Genomic DNA, 21,797 nt, shown 5'->3' on the forward strand with positions numbered 1-21,797 from the left:
GGCTTTCATGCCTACATTTCAGCAGGTTTACTCGTAGTATTTATGCTGTCATACAAATTTCGACGCAATATATTCCAGATCATTTCTTTTGGTGTGATCTGGGGCATTGCGGGTATCGTGTATAGCTTCCTCGAAAAAGGGATTCTCGGGAATCTAACGTATTATCCCGGCACGGGAAATCCGTATCAGTTCGAAGCCACTATTCTTGCCACGCTGCTGTCGACGAGCTTGCTCGGATTGGCGTTTGGTACTGTCGAGGCCCTGTATCTGCATGGATTGTTTAGCAGCATGAGTCTGGCCAGGAAGATCGCATTCAAAACGCTGCTTTACCTGGTTATTGTCGTTGTGATCCTGCTCATCATCACAACCGTCTATAATGCCACGGTGCTTGACACTCATATTCTCGATGCACGGGTTCTACACCATGTCAAGCTCTTCGTTTCCCACTACGCGTTCTGGAGTGTCGAGGCTTACATCGCCGCCATCATTGTTATATCCCTGTTTTATCTGGAAGTAAGTGAAAATCTCGGCCAGGCGGTGCTCCTTAATTTTCTGACGGGCCGATATCATACGCCCCGGGAGGAAGAAAGGATATTTATGTTCGTGGACATGAAGTCGTCGACAACGATCGCTGAGAAAATAGGACACCTGAAATATTTCGACATGCTGAAGGCCTATTTTTCCGACTTGTCAGACCCCATCCTGCGTCATGAAGGCGAGATTTATCAATATGTAGGGGATGAAGTTGTTATTTCATGGCGCATGAAGAAGGGATTAAAAGATGCCCACTGCGTTCAGTGCTTTTATGCTATGCAATCGGCGCTCGAACATCAAAAAGAAGAATACCTGAAAAAGTTCGGAGTGTTCCCGACATTTAAAGCGGGACTTCACTTCGGCAAAGTAACCACGGGAGAAATAGGCGTTATCAAGAAGGATATCATTTTTACTGGCGACGTTCTGAATGCCACGGCGCGGATACAGTCGCTTTGCAATAGTTATAACGTTGACATCTTGGTTTCCGGACCGCTCGTGCACAGCCTTGATCTTTCGAGCCGGTTTTACATTCAGCCTTTGGGAGAAAGTGAGCTGCGGGGCCGCGACGAGAAAGTAGCGTTGTTTACTCTTCGCCCTACTTAAAGCAGGCATTTTCATTGCTTACTATTTGAGAGCATCGCGTGATGTATTGAAAGATCAGCCAATTTTAGCAAATTGTCTTTTCATTTATCCATCATGTGCAGACTACATTCCTCCACGACGGCCATTGCCTTGTTTTTCGTTTTAATCGTTATCAGTTTCCAAGCCCTTGGACAGCTCATGGCGAGTGAAGAGGTTGATACTACGAAAATCAGAAAATGGGTCCCAAAATTCGAGATGGAATACCAGGGAACTTATCATTTCGGTGATTCAGAAGATGAGTCGGATCTTGTATTGATATTCACTGTTGGCAATATCATCGGACAAATAAGATCCGGAAGCTGGTCTTCGGATGGCAATCAATGGATATGGAAATTCGAAAACCTGAGAGATATCAAAATTGAGGGAAATAAATTCTCTTCTTATCCGTATAGCGGAGAATTTGTCCGATACGATGATAACAATGAATTGCATCGGGGGCTGAAGATCAATAACCCCTGGAGTTCGTCGCCAGAAAAAGGGCAATGGGAAGTAGGGCTCAAACGTAGAGCTGCCATCGACTATTTTCGCGGAAAGTTTACACAGGCCTCTCTGAGAATATTAGACATTGATGAACTAAAAAAAATGACAAAATCCGATCTAAGTTTAATGCGAAACGAGATTTTCGCCCGCTATGGATTCAAATTCAAGGCCGGCGGAACCGCAGATAAGTATTTCAGATCACAGTCGTGGTACGTGGCACAGTATGAAAATGTCGATATGTTCTTAACGGATATTGAAAGGCAAAATATCGAAACGATTCGGAAAATTGAGAAGCCGTGAAGGGTTGTGGTCTAATATACATATACCTTACAGACAAAGACGGCTCAAACCAAACCTCATGTCAATTCTATGTTTAGCACATTTCGAGACAGATTTCCGATTGACGACAAAAAACGGAACGAGTATGTGAGTTATTTTAAACTCATGAAGGTGCCTGCTAAAACCAGACTCCTGGAGGAAGGTAAGATATCGAAGAAGATGTTTCTTATTGAGACCGGTTGCATTAGGGTATGGTTTAATAATAACGGGAAGGATGTGACTACACAGTTCTTCTTTGAAAATAATATGGTGGGGTCGATTGAAAGCTTCCGGAAAAATATTCCCAGCCCCGTTACGATTGAAACGATCGAGCCAAGTGTGCTTTGGTGGATCCATAAAAAGGATCTGGACAAGATCATGGAAGAAATAAAAGAGATCCCTTCGCTGCGTGACATGTTCATCGATGCCATATTCGATCGAACGTACGACTATATGAAGCAATTCATATCATCCATTAAAGACTCGCCTGAGCAACGTTATCTAAACCTCATCCAGGAAAGGCCCCAGATCATTCGGCGTATCCCTCAGCATTATATTGCTTCGTACCTGGGCATCACCAAGGTTCATCTGAGCCGTATTAAAAGTAAACTCGCGAAAGGCTGATTTGTTAACAAATGTTATCGCGGGAGGGTCTTGGGCGGCTGTAGTTTTGTCTTGTAATCAGAACATTATTACAACTAAAGCTACTACCATTATGAAAGCAGCCGTAATTTTTAAAAAAGGCGGAATGCCCCAATACACCGAAGATTCTCCGGAGCCTACTATTACCAATCACAACGAACAAGATATCCTATTTGTAAAGGCCGTTGCCATTAAGAACGTGGACAAATCACGCGCGAGTGGAGAACATTACTCTACTAAAGATCGTCAAGAACAAGCCATTGTGCCGGGTAGCGACGGTGTAGGGTTACTGGCAGACGGAACACGTGTTTATGCACTGGGCATAACGGGCATGCTGGCGGAAAAGGCAGTCATTGACAAAAGTAAAATGATAAAGTTGCCCGATGGTATCGATGATGCCACGGCAGCAGCCCTTCCGAACGCCGTTGCCGGGTCGGCTATGGCGTTGCGATTTAGCGCGAACATGAAGGTTGGCGAAACGGTGCTGATCAACGGCGCCACCGGAGTTACCGGCCAGATGGCAGTACAGATTGCCCGGATTTATGGCGCGGGAAAGATTATTGTGACCGGCAGAAATGAGCAAGCGTTACAATCCTTAAAAGAACTCGGGGCAGACCAATACCTGCTGACGACCAACGACGATGCATTTGTGACAGGGTTAAGAGAAATACATCAACATACGCCGATCGACATTGTTGTGGATTATTTGTGGGGACACACCGCCGCGCTCATTCTCGAAACATTAAAAGGTACCGGTGCTTTTACGCATCGAACGCGTTTTGTTTCGGTGGGATCTATGACGGGTGATACGATTCAGCTGTCTTCAGAGATTCTTCGAAGCGCTAATTTGCAGCTGTCAGGCTCCGGGTTGGGCAGTTGGACGAGGGATGAGATGAAGCAACTGATCAAAGAAATTATTCCGGAGATGTTTCAGCTGGCCGCTGTGAAAAAACTAACAATGGATATAAGGCGCATGGATCTCAGCGACATTGAACGGATTTGGGATGCGGACCTGCCAGGCGGAGAAAGGTTAGTAGTCATCATATAAAATCAAGATTCAATAACCATATCTTCTACACATTCAGAAAGTTTCGGCTGTTTCAGCTCAAATACAAAAGCATCGCCTTCCTCAAGATCTAGGTAAAAGGCTCGGCTTACCTGAATCGATCCGTATTTCCTTTTCAAATAGCGCGAACTCTCTTTACAAGTTTTTCGCCTTTGTATTCATCACTCAAACCTAACCGTCTAAGGCCTATCTTCACATATTCTTCCTGCATCTCTATTCCTATAGTCCTTCGCTTTAGCGTCTTACCAACAAAACTAGTGGTAAATGTCCCGGAAAATGGATCCAGAATCAAATCACCCTCATTGGAACTGGCCTTTATTATCCGGTCAAGCAGGGCGATTGGCTTTTGAGTAGGATGCTCCTCGTATTCATCCATGCGATACCTGACCCTTGGAAAATCCCATACATTACCAGGAACTTTCTCGGATTTATAAATCTGAGGGGGATTCTTGCGATAGTCAATAAGTTTTCTCTTCGCTCCGGTTTTTGCCTCGACTAAAATATCTTTTGAATTGAATGTATAGTTCTTATCATCTTTCACACAAAACAAAATCGGCTCATACATTGACCCAAAATAGTTTTTCGCCTGAACGCCTGAACTATCATAGTGCCACGCGATCCTTGACAATATTTTCATTTTGGATCGTAAAAAAATATCAAAAAAAGGCATGAACTGAGTCGATGTCATTACATAGAAACTCCCGTTTGGCTTCAATTTTCTAATACAGATTTCCAACCATTGATAGCACCAACTGACATACTCGTCATCGTTCTTCCACTTGTCTTTTAATCCATTGAAATTCTTACCGATATTATAGGGAGGATCGGCAAAGATCAGGTCTACAGTCTCATCCTCCACTGCCGAGTCGAGGGCTAACAACGTATCCCCTTTTATTATTTTATGACTATTACTCCCCAGTATTTCCATTACAGAAAATTAATGTGGTAAATTAAAAAAAGCTTTAAAAGTAGAGCACCCAAGTAATGAAAAAATCGGCCATTCGAGGTTTCAACCGGCTCCAATTTCTCCGAACTTCTGTAGTACATACTGATGGGGTATTCTTTCTTGTTCCAAGCGATTTTGTCTGGAAGGTTTTTAAATATTGGTATAAAGCTTCTTCTTCCTCCGTTAAGTGCGACGGCGTATTTATATGACTCTTCGTTCCGGCACAGCATAGAGAACATGTATCTGGAAACATACGCGTAAAACGGAAAGTATCTCAAAACCTTGCACGTCGATATCTCCCCAATAGTATAAAGTAATATCCTTTAGCCAGAAAATCTGCTTTAAATCGTATAATGCATAGCCGCCTCCGAAAATAACAATTGTATCCCTGATTTGCGGAAGGACCAACTTGCAGCTGATGACGCTGCTTCTGCCTCAGAAATCGTCATCGGCTCGTGCGCAAGAAGCATGCTTACTAAATGACTTGTTATAGTCAAGTCATTTGACGCTCTGGCCGCCCTGATCTCCTTTCGAGTATACACTACCAGAAGACATCACAGGCGTTTTCACCAAATGTGGATTGGAGGCTTACGGAAGAACATCTCGATTCCTCTCCGGTCGTACAGGAATCGAACCTGCATTATCAAGAAATCTGATATCCTGACACACTCCTAACAGCTATTCATTAACCTCTTTCAAAATCTCCTCAACTAAAAGATCTGAGATTCTAAAATCAGTTTCACGAATTAAATCAATGACAGGCTTTAGCTGCGGAATCAGTCCATTTTTTTTTGCCCTCACTAAGATTCCCAGAGTGCCCGTAAATAGCAAACCAAGCTTCTTGGCCATTTTCCGTGCTTTGAGATCATCCAGGAGCAATAATGCATCAGCATAGTTCAGCGACAACGCTATCGCACTTGCCTCTCCCGGATCGACAGAGGTTTCAAGTACCCTTTGATATTTCTTATCTACGGCTTCTTCTAACGCTATCCAAGCTGGCAATGGCTTTCCAAATTCCTCCGCGACCACTGGAGTCGTGACGACATTTTGATAAAGGCTTTTTAAAAGTTCTATCCTATCGATCTTATCAAGAATTATTAAACAACTGGCGTCCGAGATAACAACGCTAGGCATTGGCGATATCAGATTTCAAATCATCGAGTGAATCACTAAATACTGAAACACCGTACTTGCCCAGCAACTCGATAAACCCACGTTTGGACAACCCTGTTAGCTCGGCCGCCTGTCCGGAAGATAATCTCCCGTCCTCATATAACTTTGACGCGATGATCATTGTTAAATCCATATCGCTTATGACTACGCTATCTGGGATATTCAACTGTACTGTTCTCATAAAATTCAATCTTAGCCCGACAATTAAAAATACGAAGTTCTAACACCCGTAAAACGAAAAAGGCAACATTTCTGTTGCCTTTCCTTGTAGCGGGGACAGGACTCGAACCTGTGACCTTTGGGTTATGAGCCCAACGAGCTACCAACTGCTCCACCCCGCGATGTATCTTTATAATGACTTATTTCTTTGAAAAGTTCGCCGGCTGCGAAAATTGATCTGAGTTTTTGCTCCTTTTTAGGGGTCTCTGTCAAATCGTTTGCAAAAGTAGACTTCTCACATATAAAAAACAAGTTACCTTTGTAAAATCATTTATGGCTGAATCATCAAATTTTAAGGCAGGCTTTGTCAGCATCGTGGGTAAACCCAACGTGGGGAAGTCGTCGCTCATGAATAAACTCATGGGTGAGAACCTCTCAATCATCACTGCAAAAGCACAAACGACACGTCATCGCATCATGGGAATTCTGAATGGTGCCGATTTTCAGGTAGTTTATTCTGATACTCCGGGGATTCTCGAACCAAAATACTCTTTGCACGAGGCTATGATGAGCTATGTGAAGGTGTCATTGGAGGATGCCGATGCCATTTTGCTGGTCGTAGCGATAGAAGATGTTTATGAACCAGAGCTTTTTGAGCGATTCCTGCACATAAAGACACCTATTCTACTCGTATTAAACAAGATCGACTTGGCGAAGGGTTCGCAAGTGGACGATAAGGTTGCTTATTGGAAAAGCTCCCTGCCCAACCTGCGCGAGATCGTGACCGTATCGGCGCAGACCGGTAAACAAGTGGACACGTTGTTGCCGAAACTGCTGTCGTTGATGCCTGAGCACCCGGCGTACTTTCCGCAAGACGAATATACGGACCGCACCGAACGCTTCTTTGCGCAGGAGATCATTCGCGAGAAGATCTTCCTGAATTATGAGCAGGAGATACCGTATAGCACGGAGGTGAGCGTCACATCTTTTAAAGAAGAGCCTGATATCATCCGCATTGCTGCCACCATCTATGTTGAGCGCGACTCACAGAAGGGTATCATTATTGGGAAAGCGGGCAGCTCGCTGAAGAAAGTAGGCATGCAGGCGCGAAAGGATATGGAATCATTCTTCGCGAAAAAGATATTCCTCGAAACACACGTGAAGGTGGCCGACAACTGGCGCAAGGAAAAGTTTAAGCTTCGGCAGTTTGGATACCTGGAATAATTAATGATCGAAATAGCACACACGGAAAAGACAACATGGCAAACATTGTAGCAATAGTAGGGAGGCCGAACGTCGGGAAGTCTACCTTTTTTAACAGGTTGGTAGAGAAACGCCAGGCCATTATGGATAACGAGCCGGGCGTGACCCGCGACCGCCATTATGGCTATGCCGAATGGATCGGTAAATTCTTCACGGTGATCGACACGGGCGGTTTTGTTACCGGCTCGGAAGATAAGTTTGAGTCAGAGATACGCAAGCAGGTAAAGCTGGCGATCGACGAAGCGTCTGTTGTCATCTTTATGGTAGACTGCCGCGATGGTCTGACGGGTTTTGATAAAGAGTTTGCCAACGTTCTGCGCGCCTCGAAGAAACCCATCTTTGTCGCCGCGAACAAAGCCGACACTCCCGACAAGTCGATCCTGGCTGCCGAGTTTTACGGATTGGGATTGGACAGTGAGATTTTTCCGATCTCTGCCGAGAACGGCGGGGGCACGGGCGAGCTGCTGGACGAAATCGTAAAAGTATTTCCGTCGGAAGGAACAGAAGATCCCGAGGCGGGCATTCCTAAGATCACGATCGTGGGACGCCCCAACGTTGGGAAGTCGTCGTTCCTTAACGCACTGCTTGGTACCGAACGTACAATTGTAACAGATGAAGCGGGTACGACCCGCGATGCGATCCATACCCGGTATAAACTCTTTGGTAAAGATTTTATCCTGGTTGACACGGCCGGGGTACGGAAAAAAGGGAAGGTAAAGGACGACGTCGAGTTTTACTCTGTATTGCGTTCATTGCGTGCATTGGAAGAAAGCGATGTTGTTATTATCGTAATCGATGCGGAGCGTGGTATGGAGTCGCAGGATGTAAACCTTATCGCACTGGCACAACGGCAGGGCAAAGGCATGGTGATCATGGTCAATAAATGGGACCTGATCGAGAAGGACTCCAAGACGTCGGACAAGTTTAAGAAGGACATCCTGGAGAAGCTGGCGCCGATCGACTACATTCCGATCATTTTTGCCTCGGTTTTGGAAAAACAGCGGATTTTCCAGGTGGTAGAGAAGGCAGTCGAAGTGTTTGACAACAAGACAAAAAAGGTGCAAACCTCGAAGCTCAACGACATCATGTTACGTGAAATTGAGCACTATCCGCCGCCGTCGATCAAGGGTAAGCTGATCCAGATTAAGTACATAACGCAGGTAAATGCACGGTTTCCATCGTTTGCATTCTTTTGTAACCTGCCGCAGTATATCCAGGAGTCGTACCAGCGATACCTTGAAAATAAGATTCGCGAGCACTTTACATTTGAGGGGGTGCCGGTTCGACTGATCTTTCGCAAAAAATAAATTTTATTACCCGCTTGAAATCGAACGAAAGAATCGTAGTATATTTGCGCTAAATTTTTTAAAACCTGTAAACTATGAAAAAATTTATCGCATTTGCAGCCGTTTGTGGCTTCGCACTGGCATTCGTTGCTTGTGGCAAGAAAGAAACTGCTGAGACGCACGCTGACACAACTGTAGTTGAAACTCCTGCACCTGTTGTAGCTGATACAACTGCTGCTGACACAACTGCAACTGACACTACTGCAGCTCCGGCTCACTAATCAATCTGCAAAGATTGTTATCAAGAGGCTTTAGTTATCTAAAGCCTTTTTGCTTTTATATGCGCCCAGACAAGGTATTACCCATATTACAGCAACACCTGCCCTCCTCTTCGGTGGAGTATTGTTTTGCTTTGTGGCAGGCAAGCCCGTTTGAGCTGAAGCTGACCAAAAGCCGGCAGACCAAGGTGGGTGATTTTACCAGTCGTAATACCCGCAGCCACCCCCGTATTACGCTGAACCACGACCTGAATCCCTATACCTTCCTGGTAACGTATGTACATGAGGTTGCGCACCTGCGTGTTTACCTCAAGCATGGCGCCCGTGTTGACCCACACGGTGAGGAATGGAAGACGATGTTTACGGAATTGATGGTCCCCATGCTCTGGGAAACTGTGTTTCCGGAAGAAATCTTACATGTCCTAAGACGCCACATGATCAATCCAAAGGCCAGTTCGTTTGCCGACGCCGAGCTAACCCTGGCTCTACGCAAGTTTGACAAGGATGCCCACCGTTTCGCCACGCTGTCGGAGATCCCGGAAGGCAGCATCTTTAAGCTTCAAGACCGTTATTTTCAGAAAGGTAAGCTGCGCCGTACGCGGGTGGTCTGCCGCGAATTAAAGTCGAAGCGTGACTATCTGGTACCGGCCGACGCCCAGGTGAGCGACGTTCAGTTCAGTCTTCTTTGAATGAAATTGCTAACCAGGTCGTAAAACACCGTGGGCAGCAAGGTACGCCAACGGTCTAGCTGAAGCGTGCCACCCATGTTGATATACTGGTCGATGTGATACTTCTGAAACTCGGTGCGCACAAACTCGGGAAAGTTTACGGCCGCGATCCATCCATCGCCCACTTCTTCAAACCACTCTTCATAATACGAGTCGTCGGAGCCGTGGAAGTTCATGATGTTCTCGCCGATCAGGATAAACTTATTGATTCCCTCGTGGATGAGCACTTCGAGTATATTTCGCTTGAGCGTCATGATGTCGTTGTGCAGCGTGTCGTTCCACTCGCCGATAAACTCGATGACGCAGTAGCCGGCGTCGTAGTCGGCGTAGAGAATCTTGATGTATAACGTCTCGGAGCCGATGCCGTCCCAGGCGGGATCAATGTAGTAGCCGTAGATGGTTTCGGAGTAACGATCGAAGTTATACTCTTTGCCGTAGAAGGGCGAGCGCTCGTCTTCCGCTGGGTCGTAATATTTAAGCCAGTTGTAATAAGGTTCTATCTCGTGCATGTCATTGTTGGCTATCGATAGCCTTTCTGACAGAACCGTGTTCGCGCAGCAGTTGTTCAGCCTTTTCGGTCGGGATGCCCAGCTCGTCTACGATCATGCGAACTGCTCTTTCCACCAGCTTGTGGTTGGTCAGCTGCATGTCTATCATTTTGTTGCCCCGTACGTGGCCGAGACGGATCATGACCGATGTCGTGATCATGTTCAGGGCCAGCTTTTGGGCTGTGCCCGACTTCATCCGTGTACTGCCTGTGAGGAATTCCGGCCCCACCACAATCTCAACGGGAAAGTCCGATTCGCGGGCTACGGCCGAGCCGGCATTACACACGATGCAGCCGGTCGCAATGCTGTGCTTCCGTGCTGTGGCCAGTCCCCCGATAACGTATGGTGTGCGGCCAGAGGCGGCAATGCCCACCAGTACATCGCGGGAGCTGATGTTATATTCCTGCAGATCTTTCCAGGCTTGTTCCGCGTCGTCCTCCGCGTTCTCTACTGCCCGGCGAATGGCTCTGTCACCACCGGCTATTATACCAATAACGTGCCCGTGCGGCACGCCAAAGGTGGGCGGGATCTCAGATGCATCGACCACGCCGAGGCGACCACTGGTGCCGGCGCCGATGTAGAACAGGCGGCCACCTGGCTGCATGCGCTCGACAATGGCGTTCACCAGGGCTTCTATTTGTGGGATGACCTTCTGTACGGCATGGGGCACCGTCTGGTCTTCGCGGTTGATGTTTTCGAGCAGCTCACGCACGCTCATCTGTTCGAGATTGTCGTAGTCGGATGAGGATTCGGTGGTAGCTGCCACGAGTATGTTAGTTTGATTCGTTCTGGTGGTACAGGGTCAGGCCGGCAATAGGACCTTCCAGGATGTTCTTTACTGTGATGCCTTTGTCGTTGGCCACCTGGCGCAGCACGTCACTGAAGTAGAAGGCGATGGAGCCGGTGAAGTGCACTTTGAGGTCCTGGTAGTTTTTGTACTGCATCACGTTGTTCTCATAGAACTCGGAGAAGCTGCGGTATACCAGGTCGTAGCAATACGATTCCTTCAGGTGTTGGAAGAGGAACTTGGTGAAGCTTGCCAGGAAAGCGCTTGGGCGCTCTTGCTGATATACTTTCTCGAGAAACTCTTCGCGGGTCAGCGGGAAGCGCTCGTGGAACTGCGCGGCCAGTGTTTTTGGCAATTTGTTGCGCAAGTAGTCTACCAGGAACTGGCGGCCCAGGTGAGCACCCGATCCTTCGTCGGCCAGGATCCAGCCCAGGTTGGCGACGTTGTCGACAATGGCGGTACCATCGTAGAGGCAGGAGTTTGAACCGGTGCCCATTATACAAGCAATGCCGGCTTCATGTCCACACAGTGCACGGGCGGCAGCGAGTAAGTCCCAACCGATTTCGATCTGTGCTTCGGGAAAGAACTCCAGGAACGCGCTCTTGATGGTAAGCTGATTCTTTACCGACGATACCCCGGCGCCGTAGAAAAAGATCTTGCTGACGTCACCCTGTTGTTGGTTGATCTTCGGCAACAGCACCTCCTGCACGTTCTTTTTCAGATCTTCGATGGGTTGATAATACGGATTGAATCCCGGCGTGTTGGCCTGGCCAATCGATCCGTCGTTTTGAATAAATCTCCAATCGATTTTGGAGCCTCCGCTGTCGGCTATAAGAATCATGTCGCGTGGTACTGGTTTGGCAAAGTAAATCAGTTGAATCCGGAAGTGCCGTCATTCAACCTGGCAAAACTAAAAGAGTAAACAACAACAAAAAAGAACACAACGAAATGTGTTCGTGTGTCTGGTAAAATTTACAATCTTTTAATGCTCTGCATGTCCGGTTATGGTAATAAGCGTCCGGTTACGGCAAATTTTTCGAAAACAGAATCTGTGTGTGGCGCATCCTTGAGCTCGTCGGTGAGGTCTTGCCCTGCCCAGTGTTCGTAGTGCTTGCCATCGCGCCACAGGCGGGAGCGTCCCACGTCGTAAATGAGACCCTTGTACGCCACCCATATCTGCGGCTTGTCCTGACCGTTGCGCAGGGCCAACTGTGCGCGTGTGTAGGTAGGAAGTGTTTCGTGTGTATTCACTTGCCGGCGGTCAGTTGGCTGTAGTCTTTGAGGATCGTCGTCAGAAATGCCTCAAAGGTCATGTCGGTCTGTATGCCCAAACGGGTCTTGATCTTTTCGGTGACGATCATGGCGGGCTGCAGGTTGTCGTGACGGCGATACACTTCCAGCGCTTGCTGTATCAACTCGGCATCGCGGTCGGAGAGCATGATCACGCCAGGGAATTGCGGCACGTAGTCGTCCGTGGCCAGGGTAAAGATTTCGGCGGCAGTCACGTCTTTCTGCTTGACCAGCTTTACCACCGTAGTGCCTGCGGCAATATCGCCCAGGCGTTGGCCGCGGCCGTTCCAGGCGATGGTAATGACTGCAATCATGCCTTGCGCAGCCTGCACTTCCACCAGGCGCAGCAGCCACCGCAGCAAATAGTTGCCAATGGTGGCGGGCGTGCCGTCCGTGCGAACGACCTTGATCTTCATCTGCCGTTTGCCGGGGCTCTGGCCATCCATAAAGATCTCGAACAGGAGGTGATAGAGTATCGAAGGAATAACCAATACCGAGATGCCCAGGGCAGCCGAGTCGATCTCGACGAGGCTCATGCCATAGGCCACCAGCACGATGTAGGCGACGACGATGACGGTGTCGATCAAGCCGGCTGCCATGCGGTCACCCAGCGAAGCAACGGGGTATTGGATAAAAACATTTTGCGTTGTCCGTACACTTACAGTTTGCATCAGGAAGGAAATTCGATAACTTTTCCGTTGTAAAGATAATGCAAATAGAAATCTGACGATGCGCAAAGATCTCACTCTTGTAACGATCCTGCTGGCGGTCCTGACAGCCGGATGCCGGCCGGACCCTGTCGACTACACCACCCTGCCCGAAGAGAAGCTACGGCATATGGCGGACTCGCTGGCGCAGGTCTTTATTCTGACAGATGGCCATGTGGACTTACCGTACAGACTCAACGTGCGGCACTTCCGGTTGGAACGTGAGTTCCTGGGCATTCCCCTTCAATCGAATACGGGCGACTTTGATTATGAGCGGGCCCGCCAGGGTGGCCTGGATGCACCCTTTATGTCAATCTATATTCCAGCCTCGTACCAGCAGCTGCCTGACCACGGCAAGGCATACGCCGATTCGGTGATCAGCATGGTGACGGGCATTACCGACTCGCTGTCGGACAAGTTTGCCTTTGCCGGTACACCGGCCGAGGTCGAAGCCAACACCCGCGCGGGCAAGATCTCGTTGCCAATGGGCATGGAGAACGGCTGCCCCATCGGCAACGACCTGAAGAACCTGGAGCATTTTTACAAACGCGGCATTCGCTATATCACCCTCTCCCATAGCAAAGACAACCAGATTTGTGACTCGTCGGGGGACACCACCCACACGTGGAATGGCCTGAGTCCTTTTGGCCGCGACGTGGTAAAGGAGATGAACCGCCTGGGCATTATGGTTGACATTTCACACGTAGACGACAGCACGTTCTACCAGGTGCTGGCCCTGACGGAAGTGCCGTGCATTGCCTCGCACTCGGCGTGCCGTTTCTTTGCGCCGACCGTACGACGCGACATGACCGACGATATGATCCGGAAAATGGGTGAGCACGGCGGCGTGATCCACATCAACTTTTACAACGCCTTTCTCGACTCCGCCGTGGTGAAGCGTAACCAGGAGAACCGTGAAAAGCTGGCCACCTTGCTGGAGGCGAGGAACCTGAAGTATACCGACTCGCTGGCGAAGCCCGTCATCGAGCAGTTCCGCCAGGACAACCCCTCGCTGAATACCGATGTGGAGATGGTGGCCAACCACATCGACCACATTGTGAAGCTGGCGGGCATTGACCATGTGGGACTGGGCTCGGACTTCGACGGCGTGGACGGCGATCTGCCCACCGGCCTGGAGGATGTGTCCAAGTATCCGAACCTGTTGTATGTCCTGTTAAAACGCGGTTATTCGCCGGAGGATATCGAGAAGATTTGCAGCAAAAACACGTTCCGTGTGTGGAACGCTGCGCTGGCGGCGGCGCGGCCGTAATCGGTAAAAATATTTCGCCCTTGCACAACGGCAAATGCGTGTATGCCGTTTAGAAATTGTGCATTTTTGGCTTCCGCATGAGCGGAGCATACACCCTGTGAGAGAGGCTGCATTTGTAAAACGAAACCAGGCGCGGTGGCAGGAGTTTGAGAGAACACTGTCCGCACAGGCGGCATCTACCCCCGACAAGCTGGCCGAAGTCTTCATTCAGATCACCGACGATCTTTCCTTTGCACGCACGCAGTACCCCGATAGTCGCGTGACCACGTACCTCAACAACCTGGCTTCCAAGATCCACCTGGAGATTTACAAGAATAAAAAAGAAGACCGGAGCCGCTTCCGTACTTTCTGGACACACGAAATACCTTCGGCGGTATACGCCAGCCGAAAGCAAATGCTGTATGCGCTGCTGATCTTTCTGATCGCTGGTGCGGTCGGAGTGGTCTCTACGTTGTACGACGACACCTTTACGCGTCTGATCCTGGGTGACTACTATGTGAATATGACACTCGAGAACATTCACAACGGTAACCCCACCGCGGTATACGAAGGCGGCAATGAGAGTGACATGTTCTTTCGCATTACCCTCAACAACATTATGGTGGCCCTTCGGGCTTTTGCCGTAGGTGCCGTGTCCTCCATCTTTACCGGGTTGTTGCTGTTTTACAACGGCCTGATGGTCGGTACGTTCCTGACTTTCTTTTATACGGAGCAACAGCTGGCGCAGGGCGCGCCGGTGGTGATGCTGCACGGCACGATTGAGCTTACGTCTATCGTCATTGCCGGCGGCGCGGGTCTTGTCATGGGCAACAGTCTGTTATTTCCGGGTACATACTCGCGCATGGCATCGTTCAAGCGCGGCGCCTTGCGGGGCGTGAAGATTGCCGTGGGGCTGGTACCGTTCTTTATCGTGGCCGGCTTTATCGAGTCGTTCGTTACCCGCTATGCTTTTATGCATTGGGGCCTGAAAGTTCTGATCATTGGCTTATCCGCCTTTATCATGTTGTTCTATTTTGTTTATCATCCTTATCGCCTTGCCAAACATGGAAAACTTCACGTTGATTGAGTATCAGAAAGAGCGCGACTTCAGTCAGAAGATGAGCGTCGTGTTTGAATTCGTCCGGCAAAACTTCAAGTCTTTGTCGCGGTGTTTGCTCTTTATTGCGGGGCCGCCGGTAGCGGTCGGGGCCATCTTTATCAATGATTTCTTTAACCGTATCCTGGGCTTTAGCAAGGCGTCGCGCGGCAACGCTTACGGCGCCGGTGTTGAAAACATCGAAGATTACTTTACGTCGATTACGTTCCTGTTACAAGTCATCGGTATCCTGGGTTTTCTGTGGATCGGCGGTGTGATCACCATCGCATGCGTCTATGGCTACATGCGGCTGTACCGGGAGAAGGGCAGCAACCAGATTGAAGTAAGCGAGGTATGGAGTTATGTGCGCCAAAACTTCGGCCGGTATTTTGGCACGGTGACGTCGTACTTTTTTCTGACGATGATCACTTTTATGATACTCTCCATCCCGCTGATGCTGGTGATGGGAGTGGCTGCGACCATTAGCCCTTTCCTGACGATTTTCTTTGTGCTTGGTTTTTATGTAGGGGCCGGGTTGCTCGGCATGAACCTGTCGATGATCTTTATTATCCGGGCCGTGGAGCCCGTGAGCTTCTTCGATGGCCTGCAACGGCTTATATACCTGGTAAAGGGCAAGGTGTGGAGCACGTTTGGTGTGGGCGCGTTGAATACACTGATCCAGTCGGTGATCTCGGGTGTCTTTCTGATTCCATGGTATATCATTCTGGCGCTCTCTTTCCTGCACGAGGTTGACGGTGCCGAGTTTCAGGAACCCTCGTCCGTGTGGAACGCCGTGGGGTCTGTGTTCTTCATCCTCTATTTTATTTGCAATATCATGCTTTACGCGCTCCCATTGTTGGGATTGGCGTTTCAATATTATAACCTGGTAGAGCTTAAAGAAGCGCGGGGTTTGCTAAACAACCTGGAGTCTTTTGGGGAAACAAGTGCACCCAAACAAGCCGATGAACATTACTAGATCGTTTTTCTTTCTTTTCTTGCTGACGCTCACGGTCGGTGCTTATGCGCAAGACCAGGTGCCGCAGACTGCCATAGACACGCTGATGGACGCGGTTGTTGCAGGCGAAGACGAGAAGGAAGTGCCGGAGGTCGTTCCACCGAACGACAGCACCACGATAGAAGCCCGTGCCATGGATCCTGCCAAGCTGCAGCAGATGCAGGAAGATCCGGAAATGGACTACGGGCAAGATAGCCCGGCCGTAGTAGGGTTATGGGACAGACTGATGATGTGGCTGGTGGCGATCCTTCGCTGGTTGTTCTTTATGGGCGAATCGACGGATTGGGGCAATGTAATCGTCGGCATCCTGGGGGTGGGTATTTTGACGTATGTCATTCTGCGGCTTCTCAAAATTGACGCCCTTAACATGCTCCGTTCCAGGAGCCGGGCCACGTTGCACCATACGGTGTTGGAAGAGAACATTCACGAGATGGATTTTGAAAAGCTTATTGCCGATGCATTGGCAGAGCATGCGTATCGCCTGGCCATTCGGTTAACATTTTTGTATAGTCTCAAGCTGCTCTCCGACCGGCAACACATTCATTGGGAACCGGGCAAGACCAACCACGACTACCTGCGTGAACTGTCGGTAGCCGAGTTGAAGGTCGGCTTTCGCGAGCTGAACTTTTATTTCGAGAACGCATGGTATGGTAACTTCTCCATTACGGGCGAGCACTACCAGCGCGTAAACAGTATCTTCAACACCTGGAAAACCAACGTGCGTTGAAAAAAGACTGGAAATATATCTTCTACCTCGGGGGTGCCGTTCTGATCTACGTGGCCTTCAATCTACTGGCCCCGCGGCAACTGGATTGGCGCGTGACGTATTACCATAAACACAAGATACCGTTTGGCGGACATGCTCTCAACACCCTGGTGCACGACCAGTTTGCCGATCGCGACATCCGGCAAAATAACGAGACGTTGTATGAGCTCTATGACAGCGTACAAAAACCGGTAAACCTGCTGATCGTTGCTTCGTCCTTCTCGCCCGGCGACGAGGAAGTAAAAGCGCTGCTGAAAAACGTGGCCATGGGAGGTCATGCACTGATTTCCACGGGTGGGATGTATGGCAAGCTGCCGGATACACTCGGAATTGAGATCACGAATTATTTTTATGAAGACGGCTATACTCAGTATATGACCGACGCGACGGACAGCACCCACCTGCGCTTTTCCAACGCAGGCTTGCCAGATACCACGCATTATCTCTATCCGCGTAAAAACATGGGTGAACGGATCGCTATCACAAACGATTCCCTGGACATGCGCGTGGCTGCGGTAAACGACCTGGGCATGATCGTGACGGTAACGATACCCTGGGGCAAGGGCAAGATTATTCTTAACAGCACGCCGATGATCTTTACCAACGCCTATATGTTGTCTGGTGAAAATAATCGTTTTGCCGCCACAACGCTTTCGTACTTGCCTGACAACGATCTGCTCTGGACGGAGTTTTACGAGCTGGGGCGTATGGAAGCCCGGACTCCGCTGCGCTTTATCCTGATGACACCGACGCTGCGGTGGGCCTATTTTATTACGATTCTGGCGTTGTTGCTCTTCATTTTATTTGAAGCCAAACGCCGGCAGCGCACGATTCCGATCATTAAGCCGGTGGCCAATACCACACTGGAGTTTGTCCATACCATCGGCGATCTATATTATCAGCACGGCGACCACAAGGATATTGCTGAAAAGCTTATTATGTACTGGCTTGAGCAGGTACGGACACGTTACTGGCTTTCTACCACCAAGCTGGACAATGCCTTTACGGAGGCCCTCATTCGCAAGTCGGGCAAGCCGGCTGAAGATGTTCGCGCATTGGTGAATGTCATTCGCCTGATCCAGTCAAAGCCCGACGTGGCGCTGGACCGCCTGATCGACCTCAATGACCGTATTGAAAAATTCACTCCCTCCTCGCTATAACACACAACATTATGGAAGAAAAAGCATTTGAAAGCCGCGTAGACCTTAGCGCCCTCAACGCCAGCGTAACACGCATTCGCGAAGAGATCGGCAAAGTGATCGTGGGTCAGGAAGCGATGATCGACCTGCTCATCACGGCCATCCTGGCTGACGGCCACGTGCTGATCGAAGGCGTGCCGGGGGTAGCCAAGACGTTAACGGCCAAACTGCTGTCGCGAATTATATCGGCGAAGTTCTCGCGCATTCAGTTCACGCCCGACCTGATGCCGTCGGATGTACTCGGTACTTCCGTCTTCAATGTTAAAAAGACCGAGTTTGAATTTAAGGCTGGTCCGATCTTCTCGAATATCGTATTGATTGACGAGATCAACCGCGCCCCGGCCAAGACCCAGGCGGCATTGTTCGAAGTGATGGAAGAGCGGCAGGTTACCATCGATGGTACGACGTATCCGTTGGAGTATCCTTACCTGGTAGTCGCTACACAAAACCCGGTGGAGCATGAAGGCACATACCGTTTGCCGGAAGCGCAGCTGGACCGATTCCTGTTTAAGATTACGGTGGGCTATCCCGAACTGTTGCAAGAGGTTTCTATTCTCGCGAATCACCACCGTCGTCGTGGCCACCTGGCGCTGGACGAGGTGAATGCGGTGTTGACCGTAGATCAAATCCGGCAGGTGCGTGAGTCGGTGCAGCAAGTACATATCGAAGAGAACCTGGTGCACTATATTGCCAGCATTATGCACGAGACGCGCAATAATCCGGCGCTCTTCCTGGGGGCTTCACCGCGGGCATCGATCGCGATCCTTAACAGTGCCAAAGCCTATGCTGCCATTAACGGCCGGGACTTTGTAACGCCGGAAGATATCAAGTATATCGCGCTGCCAGTGTTGCGGCACCGCCTGATGCTTACGCCTGATAAGGAGATGGAAGGTGTGACGACAGACGAAGTGGTAAGACAGATCGTCGATAAAATCGAAGTACCACGCTAGTGAAGCTCATCCGTCCACTATATTTAACCAACCGGCTTTTTATTGCCACGGGAACAGTCGTGATGCTGTTCATTCTCAGCTTTGTGCTGGAGTGGCCCATCCTGATTCCCCAGGCTGCTTTCTTGCTGTTGCTGGCGGTCATCCTTGCGGATACGCTATTGCTCTTCCGCTTGCGCAAGGGCCTGCATGGGCATCGCATTACTCCCGAGAAGCTGTCGAACGGTGACCAGAACGAGATCCGTATTCACCTGGAAAATTATTATCCTTTTATAGCGGACATCACCGTCATCGACGAGATACCGCACCAGTTCCAGCGTCGCGACCTGCACTTTGCGCTTTCCATGCCTCCAGGGCAGAGCAAGACTTTACAGTATTCGCTGCGGCCGGTAAAGCGTGGCGAGTATTCTTTCGGCACAGTCAACATCTTTGTCTGCTCACCGATCGGTTTCCTTCGCCGCCGGTATAAATTTTCGGACGATGCCATGGTACCGGTATATCCTTCATACCTGCAAATGCGCAAGTACGAGTTGATGGCCATCTCTAACCGGCTGACGGAAGCCGGTATCAAAAAGATCCGTCGCATTGGTCAGAACACCGAGTTCGAGCTGATCAAGGAATATGTGAGTGGCGACGACTTTCGCAACATCAACTGGAAGGCCAGCGCACGCCGTCCGCACCTGATGGTGAACCACTATCAAGACGAACGGTCACAGCAGATGTACTGCCTGATCGACAAAGGGCGCGTGATGCAAATGCCCTTCGCGGGCATGAGTCTGTTGGATTATGCTATTAATGCCAGCCTGGTGATCTCCAACATTGCGATCAAAAAATCAGATAAGGCCGGACTCATTACGTTTCAGGATACGATTGGCACTACGTTGCCGGCGGGACGTAAGAATAATCAAATGTCGCAGATTCTCGAGGTGCTGTACAACCAGAAGACTGCTTACCGCGAGTCGGACTTCTCGGCATTGTACACACATGTACGCCGCAAAGTGAGCCAGCGCAGTCTGCTGCTTTTGTTCACGAATTTCGAGTCTATCCATAGCCTCCACCGGCAGCTGCCTTTCTTAAAAAGCCTGGCTCAACAGCACCTGTTGGTTGTAGTCTTTTTTGAGAATACCGAATTGAAAGCTATGACTACCACGCATGCGGCTGATGTGCGCGGTATATATCACAAAGTCATTGCCGAGAAGTTTGCGTATGACAAAAAGCTTATTGTAAAAGAATTGAGCCGGCACGGCATACAGGCCTTGCTGACGGCACCGGAGAATCTGACGGTGAACACGATCAATAAGTACCTGGAGTTGAAGGCCAGGGGGCTGTTTTAGCAATTTTATTATCACCGCACGGATGAACTTATTGCAAAGTCTTTTGCTTATTGCCATCCTTAACCTGGTCTACCAGGCAGGCTTCTTTGTAATGTCCCGCTGGCTTCGTGTTTCTAACGACCACTATTTCCTCGGCTATGGACGATCGCTGTTTACGTTCAGGGCCGGCGGCGTAAAGTTCTCCATGGGTTGGTACATCCCGATATTTTTTCTTGCCCGCATCTATACCGTGACCGATGGCCAGAAAAGTGCCATGATCTACCCATGGGAGTTTGCAAACCGTACCCTGGGGCGGCGGCTACTGGCTACCTGGGGCGGCGCGATGGCGCTGATCTTCTTTGCCTGGACTTTTTTTACGTATGACGCATTTGTCAAACCGTATAGCGTCATTACTCGCGAAGATGTGAACCGTTACGGCATCGAACCAAATCAGACCGCGAAAGAGGCCGGCTTCCGATCAGGAGACAAAATCCTACAAATAAACAGCCGCGAGTACGAATTGTTTGACGATCTAATCAAACCAACCGCGTTGCTACCGAACGGTGCAGTATATACCGTTCAAAGGGGTGACAGTGTGTTGGATATTACTATTTCGCCTCAGATGGCGAAGACATTTGTTCCTGACCCTGAGAACTTCCGCCTGTCCCTTCGTATGCCGTTTGAGGTGCTATCTGTCATTCCTGGAACGCCGGCAGATGCCGCAGCAATACAACCCGGTGATCTCATCACGAAAGCGAACGGGAGAGAGGCCATCCTATCTTTGGATAATGTGCATAACGAGCGCTATAAAGGTACTGACACCGTCTTGCTAGAAATAGAACGCATCCAGGACGGTCGAACGAGTGTACAGACAAAATATATTGTCATGCCAGAAACTCTTGCGAAAGATGGCGCCTTCGTCGAAGGCAGCGTGGCGCTGGGCATAAAGACTAAGCTCCTTTTTTCACGTACACACCGGTCACGCACATTTTTTCAGGCAGCGGGTGAGGGCGTATCTATCATATCAAAATTCTTTACCTCCTCCCTGCGAGGTATTTCTCAGGTGACATACAAGGCATCGCGAAGCGAAATAGAGCCAATAGCCATTACGCCAGCAATCCGGTCGTTTGCGCATCATGTCAGCACACGCGCATTGATCGTCTGGATATATAATATTCTGCCGTTGCCTTATTCCCTCTTCTGGGAAACCATTGCCTTATTCTATGAAGGTATTACCTGGAAGAAATACCCCGAATCCTTATTCAGATGGTCGTGGATAGCGGGCCTTGTTGTGTTTGTCGCTTTTGTGCTGTTTACGTTCGTAAAAGATCTACTCGCTCTATTCTGACAACCATGCGGTCACGT

General features: G+C 49.4%; 25 protein-coding genes and 1 tRNA gene. 16 read left to right on the forward strand and 10 right to left on the reverse strand.

Annotated features, from left to right (window positions below):
• Window positions 1-42: 42 nt before the first annotated feature.
• From K7P01_RS10990 to K7P01_RS11005, 4 genes are all read left to right on the forward strand, one after another.
• Window positions 43-1,137 carry an adenylate/guanylate cyclase domain-containing protein gene (locus tag K7P01_RS10990; protein WP_267292870.1) on the forward strand — a complete coding sequence of 365 codons (1,095 nt, stop codon included), beginning with the start codon at window positions 43-45 and terminating at the stop codon, window positions 1,135-1,137.
• 93 nt (window positions 1,138-1,230) lie between these two features.
• Complete coding sequence (locus K7P01_RS10995; protein WP_267292872.1) at window positions 1,231-1,956, forward strand: YARHG domain-containing protein; 726 nt, start codon at window positions 1,231-1,233, stop codon at window positions 1,954-1,956.
• Between the two features lie 126 nt (window positions 1,957-2,082).
• The gene (locus K7P01_RS11000) at window positions 2,083-2,598 is read left to right on the forward strand and encodes a Crp/Fnr family transcriptional regulator (protein ID WP_267292874.1); all 516 of its coding nucleotides are present in this window, start codon (window positions 2,083-2,085) and stop codon (window positions 2,596-2,598) included.
• Between the two features lie 91 nt (window positions 2,599-2,689).
• On the forward strand, window positions 2,690-3,664 hold the full coding sequence (locus K7P01_RS11005; RefSeq protein ID WP_267292876.1) for a quinone oxidoreductase family protein: 975 nt from the start codon (window positions 2,690-2,692) through the stop codon (window positions 3,662-3,664).
• Window positions 3,665-3,797: 133 nt separating this feature from the next.
• Here K7P01_RS11005 and yhdJ read toward each other — a convergent pair whose 3' ends face one another.
• From yhdJ to K7P01_RS11025, 5 genes are all read right to left on the reverse strand, one after another.
• Window positions 3,798-4,610: an adenine-specific DNA-methyltransferase gene (gene yhdJ / locus K7P01_RS11010; protein ID WP_267292878.1), complete on the reverse strand. Its 813-nt coding sequence runs from the start codon at window positions 4,608-4,610 to the stop codon at window positions 3,798-3,800.
• 219 nt (window positions 4,611-4,829) lie between these two features.
• Window positions 4,830-5,036 (reverse strand): Wadjet anti-phage system protein JetD domain-containing protein, encoded by a 207-nt coding sequence (locus K7P01_RS32100; protein WP_397311099.1) that lies wholly within the window; start codon window positions 5,034-5,036, stop codon window positions 4,830-4,832.
• 270 nt (window positions 5,037-5,306) lie between these two features.
• Complete coding sequence (locus K7P01_RS11015) at window positions 5,307-5,762, reverse strand: DUF3368 domain-containing protein (RefSeq protein WP_267292880.1); 456 nt, start codon at window positions 5,760-5,762, stop codon at window positions 5,307-5,309.
• Window positions 5,755-5,982: a UPF0175 family protein gene (locus K7P01_RS11020; protein WP_267292882.1), complete on the reverse strand. Its 228-nt coding sequence runs from the start codon at window positions 5,980-5,982 to the stop codon at window positions 5,755-5,757. Before K7P01_RS11020 ends, K7P01_RS11015 begins: the two co-directional genes overlap by 8 nt.
• Window positions 5,983-6,069: 87 nt before the next feature.
• Window positions 6,070-6,142 (reverse strand) — tRNA-Met (locus K7P01_RS11025).
• A 151-nt stretch (window positions 6,143-6,293) separates the two neighbouring features.
• On the opposite strand from K7P01_RS11025, the gene era reads away from it, so the two are divergent.
• The 4 genes from era (at window position 6,294) to K7P01_RS11045 (ending at window position 9,476) form a co-directional block, all read left to right on the forward strand.
• Window positions 6,294-7,184, forward strand: coding sequence for a GTPase Era (gene era / locus K7P01_RS11030; protein WP_267292884.1), 891 nt, complete (start codon window positions 6,294-6,296; stop codon window positions 7,182-7,184).
• 35 nt (window positions 7,185-7,219) lie between these two features.
• Window positions 7,220-8,530 carry a ribosome biogenesis GTPase Der gene (gene der / locus K7P01_RS11035; RefSeq protein ID WP_267292886.1) on the forward strand — a complete coding sequence of 437 codons (1,311 nt, stop codon included), beginning with the start codon at window positions 7,220-7,222 and terminating at the stop codon, window positions 8,528-8,530.
• A gap of 74 nt (window positions 8,531-8,604) precedes the next feature.
• Window positions 8,605-8,790, forward strand: coding sequence for a hypothetical protein (locus tag K7P01_RS11040; RefSeq protein WP_267292888.1), 186 nt, complete (start codon window positions 8,605-8,607; stop codon window positions 8,788-8,790).
• Window positions 8,791-8,849: 59 nt separating this feature from the next.
• On the forward strand, window positions 8,850-9,476 hold the full coding sequence (locus K7P01_RS11045; protein WP_267292890.1) for a SprT-like domain-containing protein: 627 nt from the start codon (window positions 8,850-8,852) through the stop codon (window positions 9,474-9,476).
• On the opposite strand, the gene K7P01_RS11050 is transcribed toward K7P01_RS11045, so the two are convergent.
• The 5 genes from K7P01_RS11050 to K7P01_RS11070 form a co-directional block, all read right to left on the reverse strand.
• Window positions 9,458-10,024 carry a hypothetical protein gene (locus tag K7P01_RS11050; protein ID WP_267292892.1) on the reverse strand — a complete coding sequence of 189 codons (567 nt, stop codon included), beginning with the start codon at window positions 10,022-10,024 and terminating at the stop codon, window positions 9,458-9,460. The genes K7P01_RS11045 and K7P01_RS11050 overlap by 19 nt on opposite strands.
• Window position 10,025: 1 nt before the next feature.
• The gene (gene murQ / locus K7P01_RS11055; RefSeq protein WP_267292894.1) at window positions 10,026-10,829 is read right to left on the reverse strand and encodes an N-acetylmuramic acid 6-phosphate etherase; all 804 of its coding nucleotides are present in this window, start codon (window positions 10,827-10,829) and stop codon (window positions 10,026-10,028) included.
• A gap of 7 nt (window positions 10,830-10,836) precedes the next feature.
• Window positions 10,837-11,691 (reverse strand): N-acetylglucosamine kinase, encoded by an 855-nt coding sequence (locus K7P01_RS11060; protein ID WP_267292896.1) that lies wholly within the window; start codon window positions 11,689-11,691, stop codon window positions 10,837-10,839.
• A gap of 161 nt (window positions 11,692-11,852) precedes the next feature.
• Window positions 11,853-12,101, reverse strand: coding sequence for a cytochrome b5 domain-containing protein (locus K7P01_RS11065; RefSeq protein WP_267292898.1), 249 nt, complete (start codon window positions 12,099-12,101; stop codon window positions 11,853-11,855).
• On the reverse strand, window positions 12,098-12,811 hold the full coding sequence (locus tag K7P01_RS11070; RefSeq protein ID WP_267292900.1) for an RDD family protein: 714 nt from the start codon (window positions 12,809-12,811) through the stop codon (window positions 12,098-12,100). The genes K7P01_RS11065 and K7P01_RS11070 overlap by 4 nt, the downstream gene beginning before the upstream one ends.
• Before the next feature lie 58 nt (window positions 12,812-12,869).
• On the opposite strand from K7P01_RS11070, the gene K7P01_RS11075 reads away from it, so the two are divergent.
• The 8 genes from K7P01_RS11075 (at window position 12,870) to K7P01_RS11110 (ending at window position 21,780) form a co-directional block, all read left to right on the forward strand.
• Window positions 12,870-14,117, forward strand: coding sequence for a dipeptidase (locus K7P01_RS11075; RefSeq protein ID WP_267292902.1), 1,248 nt, complete (start codon window positions 12,870-12,872; stop codon window positions 14,115-14,117).
• Between the two features lie 97 nt (window positions 14,118-14,214).
• Complete coding sequence (locus K7P01_RS11080) at window positions 14,215-15,183, forward strand: stage II sporulation protein M (RefSeq protein WP_267292904.1); 969 nt, start codon at window positions 14,215-14,217, stop codon at window positions 15,181-15,183.
• Window positions 15,161-16,168, forward strand: a complete 1,008-nt coding sequence (locus K7P01_RS11085; protein WP_267292906.1) for a hypothetical protein — start codon at window positions 15,161-15,163, stop codon at window positions 16,166-16,168. The genes K7P01_RS11080 and K7P01_RS11085 overlap by 23 nt, the downstream gene beginning before the upstream one ends.
• The gene (locus K7P01_RS11090; protein ID WP_267292908.1) at window positions 16,155-16,934 is read left to right on the forward strand and encodes a DUF4129 domain-containing protein; all 780 of its coding nucleotides are present in this window, start codon (window positions 16,155-16,157) and stop codon (window positions 16,932-16,934) included. Before K7P01_RS11085 ends, K7P01_RS11090 begins: the two co-directional genes overlap by 14 nt.
• Window positions 16,931-18,133 carry a DUF4350 domain-containing protein gene (locus K7P01_RS11095; RefSeq protein WP_267292910.1) on the forward strand — a complete coding sequence of 401 codons (1,203 nt, stop codon included), beginning with the start codon at window positions 16,931-16,933 and terminating at the stop codon, window positions 18,131-18,133. The genes K7P01_RS11090 and K7P01_RS11095 overlap by 4 nt, the downstream gene beginning before the upstream one ends.
• Before the next feature lie 11 nt (window positions 18,134-18,144).
• Window positions 18,145-19,122, forward strand: a complete 978-nt coding sequence (locus K7P01_RS11100) for an AAA family ATPase (RefSeq protein ID WP_267292912.1) — start codon at window positions 18,145-18,147, stop codon at window positions 19,120-19,122.
• Window positions 19,122-20,453 carry a DUF58 domain-containing protein gene (locus K7P01_RS11105; RefSeq protein ID WP_267292914.1) on the forward strand — a complete coding sequence of 444 codons (1,332 nt, stop codon included), beginning with the start codon at window positions 19,122-19,124 and terminating at the stop codon, window positions 20,451-20,453. The genes K7P01_RS11100 and K7P01_RS11105 overlap by 1 nt, the downstream gene beginning before the upstream one ends.
• Before the next feature lie 22 nt (window positions 20,454-20,475).
• Entirely contained in the window at window positions 20,476-21,780 is a 1,305-nt protein-coding gene (locus K7P01_RS11110; protein ID WP_267292916.1) for a PDZ domain-containing protein, read from the forward strand.
• Window positions 21,781-21,797 lie beyond the last annotated feature (17 nt).

Origin of the sequence: Parachryseolinea silvisoli, from assembly GCF_021190955.1 — a bacterium.
Lineage (GTDB): Bacteria > Bacteroidota > Bacteroidia > Cytophagales > Cyclobacteriaceae > Ohtaekwangia > Ohtaekwangia silvisoli.

Excerpts from the sequence above, each read along its gene's own strand:
- K7P01_RS11050 (WP_267292892.1), bottom strand. The coding sequence starts at position 10,024 with ATGCACGAGATAGAACCTTATTACAACTGGCTTAAATATTACGACCCA.
- yhdJ (WP_267292878.1), bottom strand. The coding sequence starts at position 4,610 with ATGGAAATACTGGGGAGTAATAGTCATAAAATAATAAAAGGGGATACG.
- K7P01_RS11040 (WP_267292888.1), top strand. The coding sequence starts at position 8,605 with ATGAAAAAATTTATCGCATTTGCAGCCGTTTGTGGCTTCGCACTGGCA.
- era (WP_267292884.1), top strand. The coding sequence starts at position 6,294 with ATGGCTGAATCATCAAATTTTAAGGCAGGCTTTGTCAGCATCGTGGGT.
- K7P01_RS11005 (WP_267292876.1), top strand. The coding sequence starts at position 2,690 with ATGAAAGCAGCCGTAATTTTTAAAAAAGGCGGAATGCCCCAATACACC.
- K7P01_RS10990 (WP_267292870.1), top strand. The coding sequence starts at position 43 with ATGCTGTCATACAAATTTCGACGCAATATATTCCAGATCATTTCTTTT.
- K7P01_RS11075 (WP_267292902.1), top strand. The coding sequence starts at position 12,870 with ATGCGCAAAGATCTCACTCTTGTAACGATCCTGCTGGCGGTCCTGACA.
- K7P01_RS11090 (WP_267292908.1), top strand. The coding sequence starts at position 16,155 with ATGAACATTACTAGATCGTTTTTCTTTCTTTTCTTGCTGACGCTCACG.
- K7P01_RS11070 (WP_267292900.1), bottom strand. The coding sequence starts at position 12,811 with ATGCAAACTGTAAGTGTACGGACAACGCAAAATGTTTTTATCCAATAC.
- K7P01_RS11045 (WP_267292890.1), top strand. The coding sequence starts at position 8,850 with ATGCGCCCAGACAAGGTATTACCCATATTACAGCAACACCTGCCCTCC.
- K7P01_RS11020 (WP_267292882.1), bottom strand. The coding sequence starts at position 5,982 with ATGAGAACAGTACAGTTGAATATCCCAGATAGCGTAGTCATAAGCGAT.
- K7P01_RS11110 (WP_267292916.1), top strand. The coding sequence starts at position 20,476 with ATGAACTTATTGCAAAGTCTTTTGCTTATTGCCATCCTTAACCTGGTC.
- K7P01_RS11015 (WP_267292880.1), bottom strand. The coding sequence starts at position 5,762 with ATGCCTAGCGTTGTTATCTCGGACGCCAGTTGTTTAATAATTCTTGAT.
- K7P01_RS11060 (WP_267292896.1), bottom strand. The coding sequence starts at position 11,691 with ATGATTCTTATAGCCGACAGCGGAGGCTCCAAAATCGATTGGAGATTT.
- der (WP_267292886.1), top strand. The coding sequence starts at position 7,220 with ATGGCAAACATTGTAGCAATAGTAGGGAGGCCGAACGTCGGGAAGTCT.
- K7P01_RS10995 (WP_267292872.1), top strand. The coding sequence starts at position 1,231 with ATGTGCAGACTACATTCCTCCACGACGGCCATTGCCTTGTTTTTCGTT.
- K7P01_RS11085 (WP_267292906.1), top strand. The coding sequence starts at position 15,161 with ATGGAAAACTTCACGTTGATTGAGTATCAGAAAGAGCGCGACTTCAGT.
- K7P01_RS11100 (WP_267292912.1), top strand. The coding sequence starts at position 18,145 with ATGGAAGAAAAAGCATTTGAAAGCCGCGTAGACCTTAGCGCCCTCAAC.